Source organism: Mesorhizobium sp. B2-5-7, assembly GCF_006440875.1.
Taxonomy (GTDB): Bacteria; Pseudomonadota; Alphaproteobacteria; order Rhizobiales; family Rhizobiaceae; genus Mesorhizobium; species Mesorhizobium australicum.
On sequence record NZ_VFUO01000001.1, the window covers coordinates 32,493 to 55,310 of the forward strand.

17 protein-coding genes are annotated in these 22,818 nt (G+C 64.3%); 7 read left to right on the forward strand and 10 right to left on the reverse strand.

What is annotated here, in order from left to right; genetic code table 11:
- Nucleotides 1–70 precede the first annotated feature (70 nt).
- From FJ543_RS00165 to FJ543_RS00180, 4 genes are read left to right on the forward strand one after another with little or no spacing between them, the layout of a single operon-like run.
- Complete coding sequence (locus FJ543_RS00165) at nucleotides 71–1,618, forward strand: sugar ABC transporter ATP-binding protein (RefSeq protein WP_140873252.1); 1,548 nt, start codon at nucleotides 71–73, stop codon at nucleotides 1,616–1,618.
- The gene (locus tag FJ543_RS00170; protein ID WP_015317117.1) at nucleotides 1,615–2,595 is read left to right on the forward strand and encodes an ABC transporter permease; all 981 of its coding nucleotides are present in this window, start codon (nucleotides 1,615–1,617) and stop codon (nucleotides 2,593–2,595) included. Before FJ543_RS00165 ends, FJ543_RS00170 begins: the two co-directional genes overlap by 4 nt.
- Nucleotides 2,592–3,578 (forward strand): ABC transporter permease, encoded by a 987-nt coding sequence (locus tag FJ543_RS00175; protein ID WP_140873254.1) that lies wholly within the window; start codon nucleotides 2,592–2,594, stop codon nucleotides 3,576–3,578. The genes FJ543_RS00170 and FJ543_RS00175 overlap by 4 nt, the downstream gene beginning before the upstream one ends.
- A gap of 2 nt (nucleotides 3,579–3,580) precedes the next feature.
- Nucleotides 3,581–4,129: a gluconokinase gene (locus tag FJ543_RS00180; RefSeq protein ID WP_140873255.1), complete on the forward strand. Its 549-nt coding sequence runs from the start codon at nucleotides 3,581–3,583 to the stop codon at nucleotides 4,127–4,129.
- Here FJ543_RS00180 and FJ543_RS00185 read toward each other — a convergent pair.
- The 3 genes from FJ543_RS00185 to FJ543_RS00195 form a co-directional block, all read right to left on the reverse strand.
- Complete coding sequence (locus FJ543_RS00185; protein WP_140873257.1) at nucleotides 4,124–5,272, reverse strand: hypothetical protein; 1,149 nt, start codon at nucleotides 5,270–5,272, stop codon at nucleotides 4,124–4,126. The genes FJ543_RS00180 and FJ543_RS00185 overlap by 6 nt on opposite strands.
- A gap of 10 nt (nucleotides 5,273–5,282) precedes the next feature.
- Nucleotides 5,283–5,732 carry an Rrf2 family transcriptional regulator gene (locus tag FJ543_RS00190; RefSeq protein WP_023769580.1) on the reverse strand — a complete coding sequence of 150 codons (450 nt, stop codon included), beginning with the start codon at nucleotides 5,730–5,732 and terminating at the stop codon, nucleotides 5,283–5,285.
- A gap of 251 nt (nucleotides 5,733–5,983) precedes the next feature.
- The gene (locus FJ543_RS00195) at nucleotides 5,984–6,970 is read right to left on the reverse strand and encodes a sulfate ABC transporter substrate-binding protein (RefSeq protein WP_140725990.1); all 987 of its coding nucleotides are present in this window, start codon (nucleotides 6,968–6,970) and stop codon (nucleotides 5,984–5,986) included.
- 245 nt (nucleotides 6,971–7,215) lie between these two features.
- Between FJ543_RS00195 and FJ543_RS00200 the strand changes: the two genes are divergently transcribed.
- On the forward strand, nucleotides 7,216–7,497 hold the full coding sequence (locus FJ543_RS00200; protein WP_140873259.1) for a DUF1778 domain-containing protein: 282 nt from the start codon (nucleotides 7,216–7,218) through the stop codon (nucleotides 7,495–7,497).
- On the forward strand, nucleotides 7,497–7,982 hold the full coding sequence (locus tag FJ543_RS00205; RefSeq protein WP_140874409.1) for a GNAT family N-acetyltransferase: 486 nt from the start codon (nucleotides 7,497–7,499) through the stop codon (nucleotides 7,980–7,982). The genes FJ543_RS00200 and FJ543_RS00205 overlap by 1 nt, the downstream gene beginning before the upstream one ends.
- A gap of 44 nt (nucleotides 7,983–8,026) precedes the next feature.
- Here the strand turns inward: FJ543_RS00205 and FJ543_RS00210 are convergent, their stop codons facing one another.
- The 7 genes from FJ543_RS00210 to FJ543_RS00245 form a co-directional block, all read right to left on the reverse strand.
- On the reverse strand, nucleotides 8,027–9,067 hold the full coding sequence (locus FJ543_RS00210) for a sulfate/molybdate ABC transporter ATP-binding protein (RefSeq protein WP_015317125.1): 1,041 nt from the start codon (nucleotides 9,065–9,067) through the stop codon (nucleotides 8,027–8,029).
- Nucleotides 9,068–9,079: 12 nt separating this feature from the next.
- The gene (cysW, locus tag FJ543_RS00215; RefSeq protein WP_140873261.1) at nucleotides 9,080–9,964 is read right to left on the reverse strand and encodes a sulfate ABC transporter permease subunit CysW; all 885 of its coding nucleotides are present in this window, start codon (nucleotides 9,962–9,964) and stop codon (nucleotides 9,080–9,082) included.
- Nucleotides 9,957–10,808 (reverse strand): sulfate ABC transporter permease subunit CysT, encoded by an 852-nt coding sequence (gene cysT / locus FJ543_RS00220; protein ID WP_015317127.1) that lies wholly within the window; start codon nucleotides 10,806–10,808, stop codon nucleotides 9,957–9,959. The genes cysW and cysT overlap by 8 nt, the downstream gene beginning before the upstream one ends.
- Nucleotides 10,809–10,830: 22 nt before the next feature.
- On the reverse strand, nucleotides 10,831–11,859 hold the full coding sequence (locus FJ543_RS00225; RefSeq protein WP_015317128.1) for a sulfate ABC transporter substrate-binding protein: 1,029 nt from the start codon (nucleotides 11,857–11,859) through the stop codon (nucleotides 10,831–10,833).
- A gap of 224 nt (nucleotides 11,860–12,083) precedes the next feature.
- On the reverse strand, nucleotides 12,084–12,806 hold the full coding sequence (locus tag FJ543_RS00230; protein WP_140873263.1) for a M15 family metallopeptidase: 723 nt from the start codon (nucleotides 12,804–12,806) through the stop codon (nucleotides 12,084–12,086).
- A gap of 18 nt (nucleotides 12,807–12,824) precedes the next feature.
- Nucleotides 12,825–14,915: a penicillin-binding protein 1C gene (pbpC, locus tag FJ543_RS00235; RefSeq protein ID WP_224623434.1), complete on the reverse strand. Its 2,091-nt coding sequence runs from the start codon at nucleotides 14,913–14,915 to the stop codon at nucleotides 12,825–12,827.
- A gap of 212 nt (nucleotides 14,916–15,127) precedes the next feature.
- Nucleotides 15,128–20,608: an alpha-2-macroglobulin family protein gene (locus FJ543_RS00245; RefSeq protein WP_140873267.1), complete on the reverse strand. Its 5,481-nt coding sequence runs from the start codon at nucleotides 20,606–20,608 to the stop codon at nucleotides 15,128–15,130.
- A 280-nt stretch (nucleotides 20,609–20,888) separates the two neighbouring features.
- On the opposite strand from FJ543_RS00245, the gene FJ543_RS00250 reads away from it, so the two are divergent.
- On the forward strand, nucleotides 20,889–22,817 hold the full coding sequence (locus FJ543_RS00250) for an autotransporter assembly complex family protein (RefSeq protein WP_140873269.1): 1,929 nt from the start codon (nucleotides 20,889–20,891) through the stop codon (nucleotides 22,815–22,817).
- The last annotated feature ends 1 nt before the right edge of the window (nucleotide 22,818 follow it).

Genomic DNA, 22,818 nt, shown 5'->3' on the forward strand with positions numbered 1-22,818 from the left:
TCTATCGTCTGGCGCCGCGGCTGATCCCGCGGCGCCAGACTGCAATCCCACAATCGCCCTGGGAGGGTTGATGGACGGTGCGGCTCCACTCTTTCGCATGGAAGGCATGTCCAAGCGCTATGGCGGCGTGCGGGCGCTGGAAAAGGCCGAACTGACGGTCGAGGCCGGCAGCATCCACGCCATTCTCGGTGAAAACGGGGCCGGCAAGTCGACGCTGATCAAGGTCATGGCCGGTGTCGTGGCGCCCGACGAGGGCCACATGATGCTGGACGGGCGCGAGGTGACCTTCGCGTCGCCGGGTGCGGCGAACAAGGCCGGCATCGTCTGCATCTTCCAGGAACTGTCGCTGATCCCCGAACTCAGCGTCGCCGACAACATCGTCATTTCCGATCCGCCCAAACGCTTCGGCATGATCGACCGCAAGGCGCAGCGGCGCATCGCCGAGGACGCGCTGGCGCGCGCGGGTGCCGGTGACATCCATCCGCTGGCGCTGGTCAAGGACCTGCCGCTGTCACGACGGCAGATGGTGGAGATCGCCAAGGCGCTGGCCAGGAAACCGCGCATCCTCATCCTCGACGAAGCGACCTCGGCGCTGACGGCGGCGGATGTCGCGAAGATCTTCGGCGTCTTGAAACGACTGCGCTCGGAAGGGCTGGCGCTGCTCTACATCTCGCACCGCATGAATGAGATCGCCGAACTGGCCGATCATTGCACCGTGTTCCGCAATGGCCGCAATGTCGCCAGCTACGAGGCCGGCTCGAAGAGCGACAACGAGGTGGTCGAGCTGATGATAGGCCGTGAATACAGCCATATCTTTCCGCCCAAGCCGGCGGCGGCACCCACTGGCGCCGCCCCCCGGCTCGAGGCGCGCAGATTGTCCTGGGCCGACCGGCTGCACGATATCTCGCTGACAGCCGGGGCAGGCGAGGTGGTCGGCCTCGGCGGGCTGGACGGCCAGGGCCAGCGCGAATTGCTGCTCGCCTTCTTCGGTGTGCTGCGCGGCCTCTCCGGCGAGGTGCTGATCGACGGCAAGCCAGTGACGATCACCAGCCCGGCAGCGGCCCGCGAGGATAGCGTCGGCATGGCGCTCATCCCGGAGGACCGCAAGACCGAAGGACTGATGCTGCCGATGACGGTGCGCGAAAACCTGTCTTTCGCCGCGCTTGACCGGCTGTCGAAAGGCGGCATCATCGATCGCGCCACCGAACAGCGGCTGATCGACGACATGGTCGGCCTGCTGGCGATCAAGACGGCGGGCCTCGACATTCCGGTCGGCGCGCTGTCGGGCGGCAACCAGCAGAAGGTGGTGATCGCCAAATGGCTGATGCGCCAGCCGCGCATCATCCTGCTCAACGACCCGACACGCGGCATCGATGTCGGCACCAAACAGGAGATCTATCAGCTGATGCGCAAGCTGGCGGATGCGGGCGCGGCGATCCTGTTCTATTCGACCGACTATGACGAGCTGATCGGCTGCTGCGACCGGGTCCTGGTGCTCTATGACGGCGCCGTCAAGCGCGAGCTGGTCGGCGGCGAGATCACCGAGCGGGCGCTGATCGCGAGCGCGCTCAACATCCATGGCGAGGAGAGCCCGGTGGGCCTGGGAGCAAGCGTGTGAAAGACTGGCGCTACTGGCTGGCCGAGCAGCGCGGAACGTTGCTGGCTCTCGGCATCTTCATCGTCATGTTCGTCATCTACACCTCGAACCACCCGGCGGGCTTCACCGCCAATGTCGTGCAGACGGCGGCGAACAAGGGCGTGCTGCTTGCCTTCGTCGCCATGGCGCAGACGCTGGTCGTCATCACCTCCGGCATCGACCTGTCCGTGGGCATGATCTTCCTGCTCACCAACTGCCTGGCCTCCTGGCTGGTGGTAGGCACGCCGTTGCAGACCACGCTCGGCGTCATCGCCGTGCTTGTGGCGGGCCTTCTGTGCGGCGCCGTCAACGGCGCCATCGTCATCTATGGGCGGCTGCAGCCGATCGTCGCCACCATCGCCACCGGGGCTGTCTACTACGGCATCGGACTGTTGTTGCGACCTTTCCCGGGCGGTTCGGTCAATGAGGACCTGGCCGACGCGCTGACCGGCCGCGTGTTCGGCTTTGTGCCGGCGAGCCTGGTGGTGCTGCTCGCCATCGTGCTGGTGATCTGGGTGCCGTTCAGCCGCTCGATCCTCGGCCGCGCGGCATACGCGGCGGGCTCTTCGGAAACGGCGGCCTATATGTCCGGCGTGCCGATCCGGCGCGGCAAGTTCGCCGCCTATACGCTGGCCGGGCTGCTGGCGGCGATCGGCGGGCTGTTCCTCACCTTCTTCACCTATACGGGCGAGGCTGCCTACGCGAGCGGCAACTCCTACACGTTGTTCTCGATCGCGGCGGTCGTGCTGGGTGGTGTGTCGCTGTTCGGCGGCAAGGGCAGCGCTATCGGCGCCATCTTCGGCGCCCTTGCCTTCCGCACCATTGGCGACCTGTTGTTCGTGTTCGACTTCGATCCGCTCTGGCAGCCGCTGTTCCAGGGCGTTATCCTGCTGGTCGCCGTCAGCCTCGGCGCCTTCGCCCTTTTTCGGGTCCGCAACCGGCTGGAGTGGTTCCTGTGAGCGAGACGACCTTGGGCGGCATTGCCGGCCGCATGCCGAAATTCATCCGCCGCGCCGACCCGGCGGTGCTGACCGCCTTTGCCTGCATCGTGGTGCTGCTGTTGGTCGGCAGTCTTTATTCGCGCAGCTTCCTGTCGCCTGAATATCTCCTGCAGCAGCTCAAGGTGGCCTCGTTCCTCGGCGTCATCGCCACCGGCATGATGCTGGTCATCCTGCTCGGCCAGATCGACCTGTCGGTGCCGTGGTCGGTGGCGGCGGGCGCGATGATGGCCTGCGCGGCGGCCGCCTACGGTCCGGCCGGGGTGGTGCTGGCGATCCCGTTCGGCATCTTCTGCGGCGTGCTGATCGGCATCGTCAACGGCATCGGCGTGGCCTATTTGCGCATTCCCTCAATGATCATCACGCTCGCCACCAATGCCGTCGCGCAAGGGCTGATGGTGGTCTATACCGGCGGCTTCTCGCCACAGGATTCGGCGACCGGCGCCATGCGCTACCTGGCCACCGGCTTCACCATTCCGGGCGTCCCCAACGCCGTCATCATCTGGGCGTTTATAGGGATCGCGATGGTGTTCGTGCTGACGCGAACCGGCTTCGGCCGCGCGGTCTATGGCATCGGCAACCGCGAGCGTGCCGCCTATCTCTCCGGCATCGACACGAGACGCGTGGTGATGATCGCCTTCGCCGTCTCCGGAGGGCTTTCCGCCTTCGGCGGCGTGCTGCTGGCCGGCTACGCCTCCAAGGCGGCGCAGTCGATGGGCGATGCGTATCTGCTACCGTCGATCGCAGCCGTGGTGCTGGGCGGTACCTCGATCCTGGGCGGGCGCGGCTCCTATCTCGGCACCGTCGCCGGCGTGATCCTGATCACGCTGTTGCAATCCATCCTCTCGGTCATGCAGATGCCGGAGGCGGGACGGCAGATCATCTATGGCGTCGTCATCGTCGTCATGCTCCTGCTTTATGGCCGCGCGCCGGCGAGCCGCTGACGGTGGACGAAAACGCAGCGCAGGCGCCGACGGGCGCTTCCGGTTTGGCGCCTCCGGCCATCGTGGTGATGGGTGTTGCCGGCTGCGGCAAGTCAGCCGTCGGCATCGCGCTGGCCACCGCACTGGATGCCGTCTTCATCGAGGGCGACAGGCTGCATCCGCCCGAAAACGTCGCCCGCATGGCACGCGGCGAGCCGCTCACCGATCAACTGCGCGAAGGCTGGCTCGACGCGATCGGCGAGCAGATCCAGGCATCGATCGGCAAGCGGCAAGGTGTGGTCGCCGCCTGCTCGGCGCTGAAGCGCGGTTATCGCGAGCGCCTGCGCGGTTTTTGCCCTGATATCGTCTTCCTCTATCTGGAGATCGATCCCGCCACCGCGCGGCGGCGCGTTGGCAACCGCAAGGGCCATTTCATGCCGGCAAGCCTGGTTGACAGCCAGTTCGCCACCCTCGAGCCGCCGGGGCAAGACGAGCGGGCATTGACGCTCGACGCGACACGGCCGGTCGACGAACTCGTCGCCCAGGCAATGCGCTTGATACGCCCGTCATGAGCCTTCTTCGGCGCTGATGCCGATGCCGTCCTGGGCTTCCGTCAACCGCTCATGGCGCGACCAGGACATCATCTGCTCGGGGCACTCTTTCAGCGCCTGCAGCAGGCGGTCGCGTTTGAGCAGGATGTAGCGTGCCTGCAGGGCCATGTTCTTGGCTCCGTCCCTGATTGTGTCCACTGACTGGGGCGCCGGTGCCGCCGGCACCAGCTCGGGGCTCAAGACGGCGCGATATTCCCGGAAGGGAACGACCTCGAAGGTCGACATCGCAAACAGGGCCGTCTTGCCGCGCGCGGCGAAATTCGCCGGTGCCGAGGCAAGGTGCGTCCAGCCGCTTTCGCCAAGCGCGGTTTCGGTGAAGGTCGAGCCGGCGTGGATTGTGTTGGTCATCATCACGACGCCGTTCTGCCTCAGGATCTTCTGAATGCGGATGGTGACTTGATAGGCATCGTCACGGTCGAAGACGATCCGGCTTTTCAGGAACCGGTTCTCGACACGAACCATTGGCGGATTGAGAAAGCGCTGGCCGAATGCCGTCTCGGAAACGCCATGCGTGTTGACGCTGACCTGATGCGCTTCGATGCCGGCCTCATGCATGGCGCGCTTGCCGATCATTGTCTGGGCGGTGAACTGATCGCACCAGAGGATCGCGCCATGGCCGCGTTGCAAAGCGGCCTGCAAGTCCTCGAGCCTTTCCAGCCGGATCGCCGGCGTCCAGCGACGGGCGACCAGATGCGCGGCAAGCTGCATGCGGCGGCGATGGCGCGCCGCGAGCAATGCCTCGAACAGCTTGCGCGCATCGATGTCACTGCCGAGCACCGCGCGCGTTGCGGCGGCATATCCGGGGAAATCCTTGCGCATATGGCGCTTCAGGCGAAACCGCGACGCCCAATCGCAGATCGGCGACCACCAGCGCACCGGCAGCACCGCCGCGACCGCGAGATAGAAGAGGGCGGCCAGGCCTTCGCGAAGATCCCTGGTGGAGAAGCGGCGGAGCTTGCCGGCGTTAAGCTGCTTGCGGCTGAAGAACCGCACGTCCTCGGCATATTCGGGGACAAAGACGTCGGTGATGATCTCGGTACGGAAGCTGGCTGCCGATGGCTTGCGGCGGGCTTTTCGGGATTTCGTGAACCTCGACAGCCTCATTCGCCCGGCTCTAGATCTGGGATGTCAACTCGACCGGAAAATCGTCGTTGTCGGCATCGCGCATGGCGGCGAGGCTGCGGTTGTCCAACACCTCGGCGATCGCCTGACGCACTTCCAGCATCATGTGCCGGACCTGGCAGGTCGCTTCGTCGCAATCCTCGCAGCGCTGGTACTGCGTGCGGCTGGCGCAAGGTATCGGCGCCAGCGGACCGTCCAGCACGCGCACGACATGGCCGATCTTGATCTCGGAAGCGGGGCGGGCGAGGCGATAGCCACCTTCCTTGCCCTTGCGGCTCTGGACGAAGCCGGCGTTGCGCAATTCGCCCAGTATGGCATCGAGGAATTTCTTCGGGATGTTGTTGGCGACGGCGATGTCGTTGACGAAGGCCAATTGGCCAACCGGAAGATTGGAAAGATGCACGAGGGCCTTGAGGCCGTATTTGCCTTTTTTCGTCAGCATGCCCGAGTCAACCCGTTGAAGCCCCAACCACCCCGCATCTGGCGGCTGTTTGTGTGCAAATGATGACGGCATTGCTTCCACACCCTGCCGTTTCGCGAAAGCAAGCCATTGGAAAGGCATGTTTGGCACAAACGCGTTGATTGTTTGTAACGTTTTGCACGAAGGCGCCGGATTGCCCTGTCGGCTGCCTAAACAAGAAAAGCCGGCCCCGGGGCCGGCTCTCCTGATCTTTCTATCGGACCGCTGAAACTTTACCGGCTGCCATAAGCTTGGTCGAGCAGGCCGCCGGCGGCGAAATGCTCTTTTTGGACCTTGTCCCAACCGCCGAAGACGTCTTCCACCGTCAGCAGGCGCACGTCCGGAAAATCGGCCTTGTATTTGGCCGCGACAGCCGCGTCGCGTGCGCGCAGGCCATTCTCGGCGGCGATGCCCTGGCCCTCGGGCGTATAGAGGAAGTCGAGATAGCTCTTGGCGAGGTCGCGCGTGCCGTGTTCGTCGGCGACCTTGTCAACGATGGCCACCGGGAATTCCGCCAGCAGGCTGACCGAAGGGGTGACCTGCTCGAACTTGTCGTCGCCATATTCCTTGCGGATGCCGCGCGTCTCGGATTCGAAGGTGATCAGCACGTCGCCGATCTCGCGCTGCACGAAGGTGGTTGTCGCGGCGCGCCCGCCGGTGTCGAAGATCGGCACGTTGTTGAACAGCTTGGTGATGAACTCCTTCACCTTGGCGTCGTCGCCCTTGAAGGCTTCCTTGGCGTAGGCGGTGGCCGCCAGATAGGTGTAGCGCGCATTGCCCGACGTCTTCGGATTGGGGAAGATTACCTGCACGTCGTCGCGCACCAGGTCGCTCCAGTCCTTGATGTGCTTTGGATTGCCCGCGCGGACGAGAAACGAAGGCAGCGAATAGAAGGGCGAGGCGTTGTCTGGAAAATCCTTCTGCCAGTCGGTCGAGACGAGGCCCTTCTTGACCAGGAAGTCGACATCGGTGACCTGGTTGAAGGTGACGACGTCGGCCCCGAGGCCTTCGGCGATGGCGCGCGCCTGCGCCGAGGTGCCGGCATGGGACTGGTCGACGCTGACGCCCGGATGCTTGGCGATAAAGGCCTTGTTGACCTGCACGAAGAGTTCGCGGCCGACGTCATAGGAGGCGTTGAGCAGCTTGTCGGCCGACCAAGCCTGGGAGGATGCGAGGATGAGGCCGGCTGCGACGGCAACGCCGAGGAAAAATCGCTTCATGAAATGGCTCCGGATGTAATGTTTTATCGTTTGAGCATAGCGAGGGTACAAAGGGGCGGCGAGGCATAGATTCAGGGCTTGGCACTCGTTGCTAGAAAACCGTTTCCTAGACAGGCTGATCCTAGGTTTTTCTTTTGAGCGGCATCATATTGGAGCTCGGTTCACGTCAACCTTTTCCCAATGGAAAGGACAAATAGATACACATTGTGTATGCGGCATGTTATGGTGAAGGAAAGGAGCCCTCCATGGCGAAAGCCGCAGCCGAAACTCACGCTAAGCCTGTCAATCTGCGCATTCGCGAGGATATGCGCATACTGATTGACCGCGCCGCGAAGCTACGCGGGAAAACCCGTTCCGATTTCATGATCGATGCCGCCTACCGCGCGGCCGAGGATACGCTGCTCGACCAAACACTGATCAAGGTAGATGCCCAGAGTTACCGGCACTATCTCGACATCCTCGATGAACCGCCAGGCGGGGAAGGTTTTGCGCGTCTTATGAACGTGCCCAAGCCATGGCAGGACTGATGCTGTCGGCGCCCACGCCGCTGGCCGAGAACCACGATCTCGAACTTTTCCAAAGCGGAACGGAAAGTCTCGACCAATGGCTTCGCCGCCGCGCACGGGCCAACCAGGTCAGTGGCGCATCTCGTACTTATGTGGTCGCGGAAGGCATACGCGTTGTCGGCTACTACTGCCTGTCTTCGGGCGGGCTTGACCTAGCGGAAGCGCCCGGCATTGTTCGGCGCAACATGCCGGATCCCATTCCAATGGTCGTGCTCGGGCGTCTCGCGGTGGGCACAGGCTGGCAAGGGAAGGGACTGGGTGCAGCGCTTCTGCAAGATGCCGTCCTGCGCGCCGGTCAAGCCGCGACGATCCTCGGGATACGCGGAATTTTTGTTCATGCGATATCGGACGAAGCGAAAGCCTTTTATGAGCGCCATGGCTTTGCGGCTTCCCCGAAAAATCCCATGACATTGGTGCTGTCGTTGAAAGGCCTGGTGAAAGGGTAGGCGGCCGCCCTCGACCGGGATAGGGATTGACGGCGGTCCTATCGCTACGCAGCCGGAAACAGCTTCCAGCGCCCCGGCCGGAACGCCACGCGGCTCTTCTGCGCCGCCGGATGATCGACCGGCAGTTCGATCTCGACCCGCTGGCGTTCGCCGCCGATCTCGAGCTCGACGCGCCTTGTGCCGGCGACGCGGCGGCTGGCGGCCACGGTGCCGGCGATGCAGCCGCTGCAGCCGTCCAGCAGTTCGACGTCATGCGGCCGGAAGTAGAGCATCGCGTCGCCCTCGGGCGCATGCGGCGCCGACAATCCGATCGGACGGTCGGCCAGCCAGATCTCGCCATTCTCGACCTTGACGGGAAGGGAGCTGGATTCACCGATGAAGCCGTAGACGAAAGGCGAGTTCGGCGTGTCGTAGATGTCGTCGGCGGTGCCGACCTGTTCGATGCGCCCCTGGCTCATCACCACGACGCGGTCGGCAAGCTCCAAAGCCTCTTCCTGGTCGTGGGTCACGAAGACGGTGGTGTGGCCGGTGCGGTCATGGATTTCGCGCAGCCAGCGACGCAGTTCCCGGCGCACCTGCGCATCGAGCGCGCCGAACGGCTCGTCGAGCAGCAGCACCTTGGGTTCGATGGCCATGGCGCGGGCGAGCGCCACACGCTGGCGCTGGCCGCCCGAAAGCTGCGCCGGATAGCGCTTCTCCAGCCCTGAAAGCTGGACAAGATCGAGAAGCTCGGAGGCGCGGCGGCGGATTTCGGGGGTCGACGGCCGCGTCGGCCCGTGCCGCACCTTGAGGCCGAAGCCGATATTGTCGGCCACCGTCATGTGGCGGAACAGCGCGTAGTGCTGGAAGACGAAGCCTACGTTGCGCTCCTGGATCGATTTCTGCGAAGCGTCCTCGTCACCAAAGAAGATTTTCCCACGCGTCGGGCGCTCCAGTCCGGCGATCAGCCTGAGCAGCGTCGTCTTGCCGGAGCCGGACGGTCCGAGCAGCGCGATCAGTTCGCCCGACTTGATGTCGAGCGAGACATCGTGGAGCGCCGGAAACCGCTCGAACTCCTTGCGCACGTTGGCAACGCGAACTTCCATGCAATGAACCTTCTAATGTCCGCGCGTCGCGGCGAGTTCGGCGCCGTAGCGCATCTCGAGCAGTGTTTTCAAGACCAGCGTGACGAGCGCCAGCCCGGCAAGCAAGGAAGCAACGGCAAAGGCGCCGACGGCGTTGTACTCGTTGTAGAGGATTTCGACATGCAGCGGCATGGTGTTGGTCAGGCCGCGTATGTGGCCCGACACCACCGAAACCGCGCCGAACTCGCCCATGGCGCGCGCATTGCACAAAAGGACGCCGTAGAGCAGGCCCCATTTGACGTTAGGCAAGGTCACGTACCAGAAGGCCTGCCAGCCATTGGCGCCAAGCGACAGCGCCGCCTCCTCGTCGCCATTGCCCTGTTCCTGCATGAGCGGAATAAGTTCGCGGGCGACGAAGGGGAAGGTGACAAAGACGGTGGCCAGCACAATGCCCGGCACGGCGAACAGGATCTGGATGCCATGTGCCTTCAGCCACTCGCCGAGCAACCCTTGAGCACCGAAGAGAAGCACGTAGACCAGACCCGAAATGACCGGCGAGACCGAGAAGGGCAGGTCGATCAGCGTGGTCAGGAAGGCCTTGCCCTTGAACTCGAACTTGGCGATCGCCCAGGCGGCCGAGATGCCGAAGACGATGTTGAGCGGGACCGAGATCACGGCCACCAGCAAGGTCAGGCGGATCGCCGAACGCGTGTCGGCATCGCTTAGCGATTGCAGGTAGGTGCCAACGCCTTTGGCGAAAGCTTCCTTGAAAACGATGATCAGCGGCAGCAGCAGGAAGACGGCGAGAAAGACGAAGACGATGGCCATCAGCACGGCGCGTGCCGGCCGGCTCTCGGTCACCGCCGCCGAGCGGCTCTCATGATACGGTTCGTATGATTTGATCTCGGGATCAGCCATAGCGCTTGCGGCTCCATGTCTGCACCAGATTGACGATCAACAGCATGATGAACGACAGCGCCAGCATGATCGCGGCGATCGCGGTCGCCGCCGGGTAATTGTATTCCTCGAGCCGGATGACGATCAGAAGCGGCGCGATCTCGGATTTGTAGGGCAGGTTGCCGGCGATGAAGATGACCGAGCCGTATTCGCCGACGCCGCGCGCGAAGGCCAGCGAGAAGCCCGTGATGATGGCCGGCGCCAGGCCGGGAAAGAGCACGCGGGTGATGATCTGGAAGCGGCTGGCGCCGAGGGTGGCGGCGGCTTCCTCCACTTCCTTGTCGATCTCTTCCATGATCGGCTGCACGGTTCGCACGACGAAGGGCAGGCCGATGAAGATCAGCGCAATGACGATGCCGAGCGGCGTGTAGGCGACCTTGATGCCGAGCGGCATCAGCAATTTGCCGATCCAGCCATTCGGCGCGTAGAGCGTGGTCAGCGCGATGCCGGCCACCGCCGTCGGCAGCGCGAAGGGCAGGTCGACCATGGCGTCGACGATGCGGCGGCCGGGAAAACGGTAGCGCACCAGCACCCAGGCGACGAGCGTGCCGAAGACGACATTGACGACAGCCGCGATGAACGCCGTGCCGAAGCTGATTCGAAGGGCGTTGATCGTGCGGCGATCGGTGGCGATGGCCCAGAAATCGACCCAGCCGAGAGCGGCCGAACGCCAGATCAGCCCGGATAGGGGGATGAGGATGATGAGGGTGAGGTAGGCAAGCGAGAAGCCGAGCGTCAATCCGAAACCCGGAATGACGCTCGGCTGTCTGAACCGCCACCCCGCCCGCGCGGGTGCTGTGGTCATGTCGTCCCGATCTAGGTTTAGCTCACTGGGCCGGCTTGTAGATCTGGTCGAATATACCACCGTCGCCGAAATGATAAGGCTGCGCTTTCTTCCAGCCGCCGAAAAGCGGATCGTCGATGGTGATCAGCTTGATCGGCGGCAGCTTGGCGAGATCCTCGGGCGGAACCAGTTCGGGCTTGGACGGCCTATAATGGTTCTTGGCGATGATGGTCTGGCCTTCCTTGGAATAGAGGTAGCTCAGATAGGCCTCGGCCACCTTGCGTGTGCCCTTGGCGTCGACATTGGCGTCGACCACGGCCACCGGTGGCTCGGCCAGGATGGAGGTCGGCGGATAAACGATGTCGAAATTGTCGGCGCCGAACTCGTCGAGCGCCAGATAGGCGTCGTTTTCCCAGGCGATCAGCACGTCACCCAGGCCTTTTTGCGCGAAGGTCACGGTCGAGCCGCGCGCGCCGGTGTCGAGCACGGGAGCATTGGCGTAGAGCTTGCCGACGAAGTCCTTGGTCTTGGCTTCATCGCCGCCATCATTGGCGTTGGCATAGGCCCAGGCCGCGAGATAGTTCCAGCGTGCGCCGCCCGAGGTTTTGGGGTTGGGCGTGATCACCTGGACACCGTCCTTGACGAGGTCGTTCCAGTCGTGGATGCCCTTGGGATTGCCCTTGCGGACAAGGAAGATGATCGTCGAGGTGTAGGGCGCCGAATTGTTTTCGAATTTGGTGCGCCAGTCTGGATTGATCTTCTTTGACTTCGAGACGATGGCGTTGATATCGCCTTCGAGCGCCAGCGTCACCACATCGGCGTCGAGGCCATCGATCACCGCGCGGGCCTGGGCACCCGATCCGCCATGCGACTGCTGGATGGTCACCGTCTCGCCGGTCTCCGCCTTCCAATGCGCGGCGAAGGCCTCGTCATAGGCCTTGTAGAGCTCGCGCGTCGGATCGTAGGACACATTGAGAATGGTGGTGTCGGCAAACGCGAAACCGAGCGTGCCGAACTGGATAGATGTGGCGACCAGTGCGCCGAGCAGTTTCCTGAAATGAGGTTTGGTCATTTCTGCCTCCGTTGAACCCGCGCCAAATCTACCTAATTGATAGAAATAAGATGCATTGAATGTTGCCTTTTTTGTCCTTCTGAAGAAAATGTTCGGCGATCTGTCGCTGTTGTGAGAACTATTTTGCTCGCGGTCGCTCCGCGCCGGAGTCGGCCCACCATCCGGCCTATCTAGGCATGCGCGGTTGCCGGGCAAGGCTGGTTGGGCAAGGCTGGTTGGGCAGGTTACTCGACGGTCACCGGGAAATCGAAGCGCTGCTTTTGAAATGGCTCCCGGGCCAGCGCAAAATGCCACCATTCGCGCGCGTAGTTCTTGAACCCGCCAGCACGCATGGCATCGACGAGCAGCTTTCGGTTTGCCGCGGCTTTGGCGCCGAGCGGGCGACGCGCGGTCTCGCTCATCGGGTCGAAACAATCGAAGCCGGTGCCGAAATCGAGGGTGTCGGCATCGATCGCGCCGCAGGCCGGTTTCGGCACGGGCGTACTGTCGACAGGCGCGATGGCAACATCGACGGTCGAGCCGCGCGAATGACTGGACAGTTCGCCGACATAGCCCTTGGCGATGAGATCGCCACGCTTGACCGTCGGATACCATTGCGGGTCCGGCGGTCCACCCGCGGCCGTCCATTCGCCCATGTCGGCAACGGCGCGGGCAGGGCGATAGCAGTCGAAGACGACCAGCGTCAGGCCTCTGGTGGCGATCGCCCGCTGGACTCTGGAAAGTGCCTCGGCGGCCTCCCGGGTCAAAATGCAGACCGGCGCGTCATAGCCATTCACCTTGCGGTGCAGAAAGTTGTCGGCGTTGGCGTAGCGAATGTCCTGGCGGATCGATGGCGCGACATCGGCGAGGCGAACGAAACCCGCGGGGAGGGGATCGGCAGGCGCCGGCAGGGCCGAGCCGGCAATCATCAGCGCACAAAAGCCAATGCGCTGAATCGCCTGGCGCATTCTATTCAAGGATCGCTTTCACTGGACGAAGACCTTCACACTGGCAGCCCGTCCTGCGGCGTCGATGACGGTCAGCGTCGAATAGCCCGCGCCGTCGGGCAGCCAGGTCGCGGTGCGGCGGCGGTCGAGGCCGATGAGGGGCTTGCCATTGGCCAGCCAGCGGAACGGGGCGCGGCCGCCTTGCAATTTCAGCACCAGCGGCGAGGCGTCGGCCGAGTTGGTGGAGAGATCGACGCGGGCGCCGTCCGGCGGGAAGATGATGCTCGGCGCCGGTTCGGTCGGCGTCGCCTGCACCAGGCCATCCGCGCCGGCGCCGAAGCGGGCAAGCGTCACAGGCAGGTCCTCGCGCTTGGGTGTGAAGGCACCGCGCGGTTTGCCTGGCAGCGGTACGGTGGCGAGGCCCGAGCGGACAAAGCCTTCGAACAGGATCGGGGCGGCCGAGACATAGCCGGAGAGGCCCGGCACCGCGCCGGCATCGGGCCTGCCGACCCAGACGCCCAGCACATAGCGGCCATCGAAGCCCACCGACCAGGCGTCGCGGTAGCCGTAGGAGGTTCCGGTCTTGTAGGCAATGCCGCGCTGCAAGGCACCTTCCGGCGGTTTTACTCCGGAGAGGATGTCGATGATCTGCCAATTGGCCTGGTCGCTGAGGATGGTGGTGGTCGAACTCACGGCATTGGCCGGTTCGGTGCCGTCGCGCAGCGAGTGCGTCTTGCCGCCATTGGCGAGCCCGGTATAGAGCTGGACGAGGTCGCGCAGCGTGACGCCGACGCCACCAAGCCCGATGGCCAGCCCCGGCGCCTCATTGACCGGCAGGATCGGGTTGACGCCCGCCTGGCGGAAGCGCGCCGTCAGCCGCGCCGGACCGACCGCGTCGAGCACCCGGATGGCCGGCACGTTGAGCGACAATTGCAGCGCCTGGCGGATCGAGACATCGCCCTGATAGCCCATGTCGAAATTCTTGGGCCTGTAGCCGCTGAAATCGACCGGGCTGTCCTCGATCAGTGTCTCCTGTGCCACCAGTCCCTGTTCGAAGGCGAGGCCATAGATGAACGGCTTCAGCGTCGAGCCGGGCGAGCGCACGACCTTGGTCATGTCGATCCAGCCGGAACGGCTGGAATCGAAGAAATTGGCCGAGCCGACTTCGCCCAGAATGTCGCCGGTGCGGGCATCGGCCAGCACCATGGCGACCGACAGACGCGGCCCGAGCCTGGTGGCGGCGTCGCGGGCCACCTCTTCCAGTCCCTGCTGGACGCTTTTGCGGATCGTCAGCTTAAGCGGCTGGCCGGGGACGGCCTTGGGCAGCATGGCGTAAGAGGCATGCGCGGCGAGCGCCGGCAAGCGGCGGCGCAGGCTCAACACATCGTCAAGCGCCGCGCGTGCGGCCTCGCGTTCGCCGATCAGGCCTGATGAGACCATGCGGGTGAGCACACGGTCGCGAGCTGCGTGGGCGATCTGCAGGTTGCGGTCAGGACGGCGCTTTTCCGGCAATTGCGGGAGGGCCACCAGAAGCGCGGCTTCGGAAACGGTGAGCCGCTTTGGCTCCTTGCCGAAATAGGCGAGCGAAGCGGCACGCACGCCCTCCAGATTGCCGCCATACGGCGCCACTGTGAGATAGCGTTCGAGGATCTCGCGCTTCGACAACCGCCGCTCGATCTGGATGGCCCGCAGCATCTGCTTGAGCTTGGAGCCGAGGCTGCGGCTCTCGCGCGGCTCGATCAGGCGGGCGAGCTGCATCGACAGGGTCGAGCCGCCGGAGACGATGTGGCCGCTGGTCGCGAACTGGCCGGCGGCGCGCGCCAGCGCCAGCACGTCGACCCCCTCATGGTCCCAGAAGCGCTTGTCCTCATAGGTGACCAGCATGTCGACGAACTGCTTGTCGACCTGGTCGAGCCGGGTTTCCAGCCGCCAGTAGCCGTCCGGTGTGGCAAAGGCGCGCAACAGCTGGCCGTCGCGGTCCTGGACTTCCGTGGAGACGGTGAGCCTTTCAGGAAGCGGGGGCGGGAAGGCGCGGTCGAGTTGCCAGAGGGCGGCGGCGGCAATCGTGAAGAAGGCGGCAAAGGAGGCAACTGCGATGGCAGCGCGACGGAGGAGTTTCTTGGAAAGCATGGCGCCGCCCCTCATCCGGCTGCCGCCACCTTCTCCCCGTTTAGTGACGGGGAGAAGGGAGCTGTGGCATGCATTGGCGCCTTTCCTGCGACGTTTAAAGCTGGCGAAAGCTTTGGTGCAGGCTTCTTTCTCCCCGTCTCTATACGGGGAGAAATGCCCGGCAGGGCAATGAGGGGCGGCGCGAACCTCACGTTCATTTCCGCCAAGGCACCTTACGGTGCCTTGATCTCCATCATGCCGGTAGCTGTACGGGCCGAATATTGCGGACGGTACATGTCCTCCACCGTTGCCGCCGGATGGGCATAGGTCCCCGGCGTCACGGCGCGCACGACATAGGCAAGCGTCAGATTGTGGTCGTGGTCGCCATCGGCCGGGTTGAATGCCGCGACGAAGCGATCGTCGCGGAATTCCAGATGCGCGGCGTCGGTCTGTGCCAGCCAGGAGAAGTTCGTCAACTGGGCGCTGGAGACCAGGCCTGGATTGTCGATCTCGAAGCCGGCCGGCAACAGGTCGGTGACCAGCAGGCGCGACGGCCAGCTGTTCTGCTCGGTGACCTTGAGCACGACGACATAGCGTTCATTCTGGGTTGCCTCGGTCACATTGGCTTCGGTGCCGTCGAGCTTGTAGTAAGTGCGGCTGATGGTGAAGCCGTCACCGCCGGCCGGCAAGGGCTGGATCGGCGACGCCACGGTGGTGACGACGGCCTGCAGCGGGGTCTTGCCGGTGTTGGCGATTTCGAGCGGGCTGTCGATAAGCTCGGAGCCGTTGACCTGGTTGGAATAGCCGCCGGAATGCGGCGCGCCATTGACGGTGAGCGCGATGGAGTCGTTGCCCTCCTTCAGCGCGCGCGCCGCCAGCAGCATCCAGGAATCGTCCTGGGTGCTGGTCCAGCGGGCTTCGGCGCGTTCCCTGGTCACCAGTTTGATCAGCTCGGGCACGATGGTCGATACCGGCTTCGATTCCGCCGCCAGCGACAGCATCGCCGCGCCGTCACGCAACGCCGAACCGTAGTCGGAGCGGTACCAGTCGTACTCCGTGCTCGACTTGGCGAGCTGCAGCGCGGTCTTGAACGTCGCCTCTGAACGCTGCGTGTCGCCGTAGAGCGCCAGGCTCGCCGCCAATTGGGCAACGGCCATCGGGCTCGAGAAGGCTTCGAGCTGGGTGTCGGCGTAATAGCGCAGATCGCCGATCGAGGCCTTCTTGTTGCGGGCGAGCACATAGAGGGCGTAGGCGATCTCGCTGCCGCGGTCCTGTACGCTCTGGTCGTAGCCGAGCGAGTTCTGCAGGTTGTTGAGGGCCTGGTTCATCGCCAGAGCCGGCACGTCGTATTTCTGCTCCCGCGCCCTGGTCAGGAATTCGCTGACATAGGCGTCGAGCCACGGGTCGCCGGAGCCCGGGCCCCACAGGCCGAAGCTGCCGCTCGAGGACTGGTAGCTCAGGACCTTGTAGATTGCGTCCTGGACGCGGCCGTGCAGGTCAGGGTCGCTTTCCATGCCGACGCCGGATGCCATCTCGTTGACGTAGAGAAGCGGCATGGCGCGGCTGGTGGTCTGCTCGGCGCAGCCATAGGGGTAGCGATCAAGTGTCATCAGCAGCGAGGGCACGTCGAAGGCTGCCGCCTGCGAAACGCCGACACTGACCGAAGCGCCGTCGAGCAGGCTGGCCGCCAAGAGTTCCTTGTCGACGCGCAGCGCGCCGCCATTGCCCTTGAGGTCGACCACAAGGCGCGTGGTGACCGGCAATTGCGCCGGGCGCACCGGCACATAGAGCGTCTGCTCGACCTTGGTGCCGTCGGCGTGCGCCAGCTTGATGGTGAGCGAGGCATTGCCCGCCGTCCTGGCGATCAGCGGCACGGTTAGCGTCTGGCGCTTGCCCTGGGCGAGCGTCAGCTTCTGGGGCAGGGACTTGTCGCCGATCGACAGGTCGCCCGTCGTATCGATCGACAGCGCGTAGTCGCCGGCCGGGCCGTCGGTGTCGGCCACGTCGAGGCGCATGACGGCATTGTCGCCAGGCGCCAGGAAGCGCGGCAGGCCGGCGGTAATCACTATGGGATCGCGCACGATCACGTCCGCCTGGGCATGGCCGACCGCTTCCTTGGTCCAGGCGACGGCCATGACGCGCACGGTGCCATTGAACGGCGGGATATCGAAGTCGATCCGCGCCTTGCCGTCGGCATCGAGCTGGACGATGCCGGAGAAGAAGGCGACCAGCTTTTCGGTGGGCGGGCTGCCCTGCGCCTGCATGTTGGCGCCGTCGCCGCCGGTCCGGAGCTTGCCGGTGGTGCCCAGCGAGCCATCGATCAGGCGGCCGTAGATGTCGCGGATCTCCATGCCGAGCATGCGCTGGCCGAAGAACCAGTTCTCCGGATCCGGCGCCTTGTAGTTGGTCAAATTGAGGATGCCGACATCGACGGCGGCAACCATGACATAGGCGTTCGTGCCCGGCTGCACGCCGGCCACGGAAACCGGGATCGACAGCTGCTGGCGCGGCACGGTCTTGTCGGGCGGCGTCAGCGTGATGGCGAGCTTCTTGGCGCCCGGATCGACCGTCAGCCACTTCACGCCGATGGCGCGGGCCGGCATGCGCGTTTCCTGCGCATCGCCCGGCCGGAACAGGGTTGCCGTGACATAGGCGCCGGCACCCCAATCGTCACCGACGGGGATATCGACGGTGCTGCCGCCTGCCGGTACGGTCGCCGTTATGGTCTTCAACAGCTTGTCGGAACCGATGTTGATCAGAAGTTCGCCGGCAAAATGCGGCGAGATTTTCAGCTTCGCCACTTCGCCCGCGGCGTAATTGTCCTTGTCGAGCGCGATCTCCAGGCCATCAGGCGTTTCGGTGGTCGTCGAGGCGACATACCAGCCGGCGTCGAACTCGTAGCTGGTCGCCGGCCCCTCAGGATCGGATGTCTCGACCTCGAGCCGGTACTGGCCCCAATCGACCGGCACGGAGACGGTGGCGTCGCCGTCGGCGCCGAGGTCGACCTGGCCGTTGGAAATCGACTTGGTGAAGGAGACCGGCTCGTAGTTCCAGGAGTTGTTGGAGCGGTACCACTGGTAATTGCGTTCGACCTTGACCAGTGTCCACCGCGCGCCTTTCAGCGCCTCGCGCTTGCCGTTGGGATCGACGGCGATCAGGCTGAACTTGGCGGTGCCGCCCTGCGGCACTTCACCATCGGCGAAGTCCGATCGGATGCCGATCATATGGCCTTGCGGGCGGATGCCGATGTTGAGCGAGCGCTCGATGGCGCGGCCGCCGGTTTCGCGCATGCGCACCGTCACCTTGCCGTCGACCAGCTTGGTGGTCGAGGGCAACTGGTCGACGGTAACAGGGAAGGTCGCCTTGCCGTCATCGCCGACCACCGGGAGGTCGGTGAGCGGCGTGACCGTCGGCTCCGCCGACTGCTCGTCGGCGAGGCCGAAGGAAAAGTTGGGAAAGCGGTCCCAGTCACGAGAGGTCGACAGCGTCAACTCCCCTTCCAGCGCAAGGCCCGCCGCCGGCGCGCCATAGAGGAAGCGGCCGTCGATGTCGATGTTGGCGGTTTCGCCCCGCGCAATCTCCTGCTTGTCGGCTTTCATGTCGAATTCGATGCGATCCGGCACGAAGTCCTCGACCAGGAACATCTGGCTGGCCACCGCCGGCTGCTTGGGATCGGTGTGGATCGACACCGACCATGTGCCGCGCATGGCGTTGGGTTCGAGCGGCAGGTCGACGGCATGGCCGCCGGCCGAGGCGCCGTCACTGACGATGCGGCGGTCCTCGACGCCATCGGGGCGCGAGAAGATGAAGGTCAGCGGCAGGTTCTCGACCGCCTTGCTCGCACCATCGCGGGCAAGGGCGGCGACATGGACGTCCTCGCCGGCGCGGTAGATGCCGCGCTCGGTCCAGGCATAGACGTCGAGCGCGCCTGGTGCCGCGCGTCCGGTGACGCCACGGTCGGACAGGTCGAAGCCGGCCTTGGCCATGTCGAGGAAGACGAAATCATTACCGCCCTGCTTGGCCATCAGCACGGCCGGCACCATGCCGCCGTCACCGCGCGTCAGGCCGGGGTTGAAGACGGCGTGGCCGTCGGCATCCGACGTCGCGGTGCCGAGAACCTCGTTGTTCCTGGCAACCAGCGTCAGTTCGGCGCCGGCAATCGGCTTGGCGCTGCCCAGCGAACGGGCAAAGACATTGAGCCCGTCCTGGCCGGTATAGGTCGACAGGCCGATGTCGGAAACGACGAACCACTGCGTGGCCAGCGAACCGTAGTCGTCGCTCTTGTCGTTGACGGGCTGCGCGGTCAGCACATAGACGCCGGGCTTGCGCTGCGGCAGCGCTTCGTCGACCGGGAAGGAGGTGGTGACTTCCTTGTTAAGGTCGTTGCCGATGTCGAGTTGGCCCTGCCAGACCGGTGCGCCCATCTGCTCGGAAATGTTGGAGATGTCATAGCCGTCGAGCTGGTGCAGGAACTGGTAGCCCGACAGAAGCTGCGCCAGCGAACGGTCGCCGATGCGGTAGAGCTTCATTTCGGCGGCGTTCATGTTGACGGTGACGACCGGGATGCCGCGGCGCGCGCCGGCCGGCAGCACGAAGCTGTCGCCGGTGAAGCGGGCGGACGGCGCGCGGTCCTGTACGTAGATCGACAGCACCACGGGGGCGGCGGTCACTTCGCCGATCGCCGCCGGCAGGCCGGCGCGGAAGGTGACGTCGTAATGCTGGCCATGCTCCAGGCCCTCGACGCAGATCTGCTTGTCCTTGGCCTCGACGCCCTTGGGCGGCGCGTTGTCGACGGTGACGAACTGCGCGTAGTCGACGCCGGTCTTGACCAGTTCCTCGGAGAATTGCGCGCAGATGCGCGGCGCGCTGGTGTCGGCATCGATGCTGTGATCGACAACGCGGAATCCTTTGCGGGCTTTCAGATCGGCATAGTCGGCCTGGACCGCGGGCGAGCTTTCCAGCGCAAGGCTGGCCTCATAGGCCTGCAGCGCCGGCCGGTAGAGATCGCGCTTGTCGAGACCGTTGCCGAGCAGCGCCAGCACTTCGGCGCGCGTCTTGGTGGTGCGCAGCAGCTTATAGGCGTTGAAGGCGGCCGACGTGCCGTTTGCCGGCAAAGTCGAGGCTTCGGAGGTGTTGGCGGCAGGCTGCACGGCCAGCGTTTCGCGCGCCAGCTTGAGCCAGAGCTGGCCATCGTCAGGCATGACCGAGACCGCGGCCTCGTATTTCTGCATGGCGGAGCGATGGTCGCCGGTCAACACGGCCTGTTCGGCGGCATTGGTCAGCGCCGCCATGCCCTCTGTCGGCTTGTCGAAGGCCGGGCCGAGCACCTTGTTGCGGTATTGCTGGGCCTGGTCGGCCATCCAGTTGGGAAAGAAGGCGAGTTCCGGCGGCGCGCCGATGTCGGGATCGCCGTCCATGTTGACGACCTTGCCGGCGACCGCGCCGGTGAAGGATTTCAACTGGTTATAGTCGGATTTGAGAAAGCACCATTTTGCCTTGGTGTTGTAGGTGAAGGCGCGGCAGGCCGGATCGCCGAGGCATGTCGTCTTGCACTGGTCGAGCGTGACGTTCTGGTCGGACCGGAGATCGAAGCCGAAATAATCGGAATTGTCCGTCGTCGCGATCCGCCGGGCCTCGGCCGCTTGCGCGACGCTACCCCAGGCAAGGAAAAAAAGGACGAGAATCGACAGACCACGAGCCGCGCGCATTGCCATTACACCCTCCAGACAATTGCAGACGTCCGGGCATGATCAAGCTTCAGTCGGGCTTGTCAACGCGCGAACGCGGCAGGTGCCGCCTGCCAACGGTTTATTTTCCGGCCAAGGACCGGTATGCGGACAGTAACCTCCATGGGAAAGGGGATCACGCTTTCTTGCGGAAACGCAGAAGGTGTGAATTCCAAGCCCGTCCTATTTCAGACAATTGGATTGTGGCCCCTTTACGAGCGCTTCAGAACTTCATTCCAATTTTAGTTTTACGAACTAGGTTGTCTTAATGCCGGCGTATGAAGAGCAGATGTCAGGAGGGATCGCGCCAGGGCGCGTGCTTCCGCGCGCCCTGCTTTTGGCCATGATGTGCTCGATGGCGCTGCTTTGCGAATCGAGGCCCGCGGCCGCGTTCGAGCTTTTCGGCATCAAGCTGTGGGGATCGTCCAGCGACGAGGACGCCGACATTGTCGATCCCCTGCGCTATGCGGTGACCATCTCCGCGCCCGATGCCGACAAGGACCTGGTCAAGAAGCTCGAAAACGCCTCGGCGTTGAAAGGCGACGAGGACCGGCCGGTTTCGGGCTCGCTCGGGCTGATGGCCAAGGCACGCAGCGACCGTGAACAGCTGGTCGCCGCCCTTTATGCCGATGCCCGTTATGAAGGCGTCGTCACCGTCACCATCGACGGCAAGCCGCTCGACGAATTGCCGCCGGACGCCGAATTCAAGGGGCCACAGCCCATTCCGGTGGCGATCACCATCTCGGCCGGCCCCAAATTCACGCTCGGCAACATCAGGCTGGAAGGCGACGCGGCGGGGCTGATGAGCGCCGATTATGGGCTGATAGCAGGCGGCGACGCCGGATCGGGCGCTGTGCTCAAGGCCGAGGCGCTGATCGTGCGGACGCTGAAGGAGCAGGGCAGGCCGCTGGCCAAGGTGACCGGCCGGCAGATCGTCGCCGACCACGCCACATCGACGCTCGACGTGACGCTGACGGTCGCGGCCGGGCCGGTAGCCGGCTATGGCGCGACCACGGTGGAAGGCACCGAGAAGGTCGACCGCGACTTCACCGAATACATGACTGGGCTGAAGCGCGGCAAGCAGTACTCGCCGCAGGAAATCAGCGACGCGCGCGACAGGCTGCTGGCGCTCGAGGTGTTCAACAGTGTCACCTTCAAGGAAGCCGACAAGCTCGATGCCGACGGCAACATCCCGATCGGCGTTCAGGTCAGCGAGCGCAAGCCGCGTTATTTCGGGCTGGGCGGCACATTCTCGAACACCGAGGGGCTTGGCCTGGAGGGCTACTGGGGCCATCGCAACCTGTTTGGCCGTGCCGAAAAGCTGCGCATCGACGGTGCCATCAGCGGCATCGGCAGCAACAATCTGTCCGAACTGAACTACAACGCCGGCGTCATGTTCGAGAAACCCGGCGTCATCGGGCCGGCGTCGAAGTTTTTCGCCAGCGTCAAGACGGTGCTGGAACATCCCGACGCCTACGACCATTTCTCGGTCAAGGGCAGCACCGGCCTGTCTTATGAACTCGACAAGAAGCAGACCGTGTCGGCCGAGGTCGCGCTCGATTATTCGCGCATTCACGACGCCTTCGGCAAGCACAAATACCTGATCGCCAGCATTCCGCTGCAGTATGTCTATGACAACAGAGACAACCGGCTCAATCCGACCACCGGCTTCCGTTTGCTGGCCTATGCCGAGCCGAGCTACGACATTTTGAGCGGTGCGGCCTTCCTCAAGCTGAAGGGCGAAGGGTCGGCCTATCAATCGCTGGACACGGCCTCGAAGTTCGTGCTGGCCGAACGTGTCGCGGTAGGCTCGATCGTCGGTACCGGGCTGCAGAACGTCCCGGCCGACCGGCGTTTTTATTCCGGCGGCGGCGGTTCGGTGCGCGGCTATGCCTATCAGGGCATCGGCCCGAAGGACTTCACCGGCCAGCCGATCGGCGGCCTGTCCTTCTTCGAGACTTCGGTCGAGATGCGCATCGCGGTCACCGACACGATCGGCATCGTGCCGTTCGTCGATGCCGGCACCGTGTCGACCAAGTCGGTTCCCAACTTCTCCGACGTCAAGGTCGGCGCCGGTGTCGGCCTGCGCTACGTCACGCCGTTCGGGCCGCTGCGCATCGACGCGGCCGTGCCGCTCAACCGCGACCCAGGTGATCCGCATTTCGGCATCTATGCCGGCATCGGACAGGCGTTCTGAC

Excerpts from the sequence above, each read along its gene's own strand:
- FJ543_RS00245 (WP_140873267.1), bottom strand. The coding sequence starts at position 20,608 with ATGGCAATGCGCGCGGCTCGTGGTCTGTCGATTCTCGTCCTTTTTTTC.
- FJ543_RS00165 (WP_140873252.1), top strand. The coding sequence starts at position 71 with ATGGACGGTGCGGCTCCACTCTTTCGCATGGAAGGCATGTCCAAGCGC.
- FJ543_RS00200 (WP_140873259.1), top strand. The coding sequence starts at position 7,216 with ATGGCGAAAGCCGCAGCCGAAACTCACGCTAAGCCTGTCAATCTGCGC.
- pbpC (WP_224623434.1), bottom strand. The coding sequence starts at position 14,915 with ATGCTTTCCAAGAAACTCCTCCGTCGCGCTGCCATCGCAGTTGCCTCC.
- FJ543_RS00210 (WP_015317125.1), bottom strand. The coding sequence starts at position 9,067 with ATGGAAGTTCGCGTTGCCAACGTGCGCAAGGAGTTCGAGCGGTTTCCG.
- FJ543_RS00190 (WP_023769580.1), bottom strand. The coding sequence starts at position 5,732 with ATGCTGACGAAAAAAGGCAAATACGGCCTCAAGGCCCTCGTGCATCTT.
- FJ543_RS00250 (WP_140873269.1), top strand. The coding sequence starts at position 20,889 with ATGCCGGCGTATGAAGAGCAGATGTCAGGAGGGATCGCGCCAGGGCGC.
- FJ543_RS00195 (WP_140725990.1), bottom strand. The coding sequence starts at position 6,970 with ATGAAGCGATTTTTCCTCGGCGTTGCCGTCGCAGCCGGCCTCATCCTC.
- FJ543_RS00185 (WP_140873257.1), bottom strand. The coding sequence starts at position 5,272 with ATGAGGCTGTCGAGGTTCACGAAATCCCGAAAAGCCCGCCGCAAGCCA.
- cysW (WP_140873261.1), bottom strand. The coding sequence starts at position 9,964 with ATGGCTGATCCCGAGATCAAATCATACGAACCGTATCATGAGAGCCGC.
- FJ543_RS00205 (WP_140874409.1), top strand. The coding sequence starts at position 7,497 with ATGCTGTCGGCGCCCACGCCGCTGGCCGAGAACCACGATCTCGAACTT.
- cysT (WP_015317127.1), bottom strand. The coding sequence starts at position 10,808 with ATGACCACAGCACCCGCGCGGGCGGGGTGGCGGTTCAGACAGCCGAGC.
- FJ543_RS00230 (WP_140873263.1), bottom strand. The coding sequence starts at position 12,806 with ATGCGCCAGGCGATTCAGCGCATTGGCTTTTGTGCGCTGATGATTGCC.
- FJ543_RS00225 (WP_015317128.1), bottom strand. The coding sequence starts at position 11,859 with ATGACCAAACCTCATTTCAGGAAACTGCTCGGCGCACTGGTCGCCACA.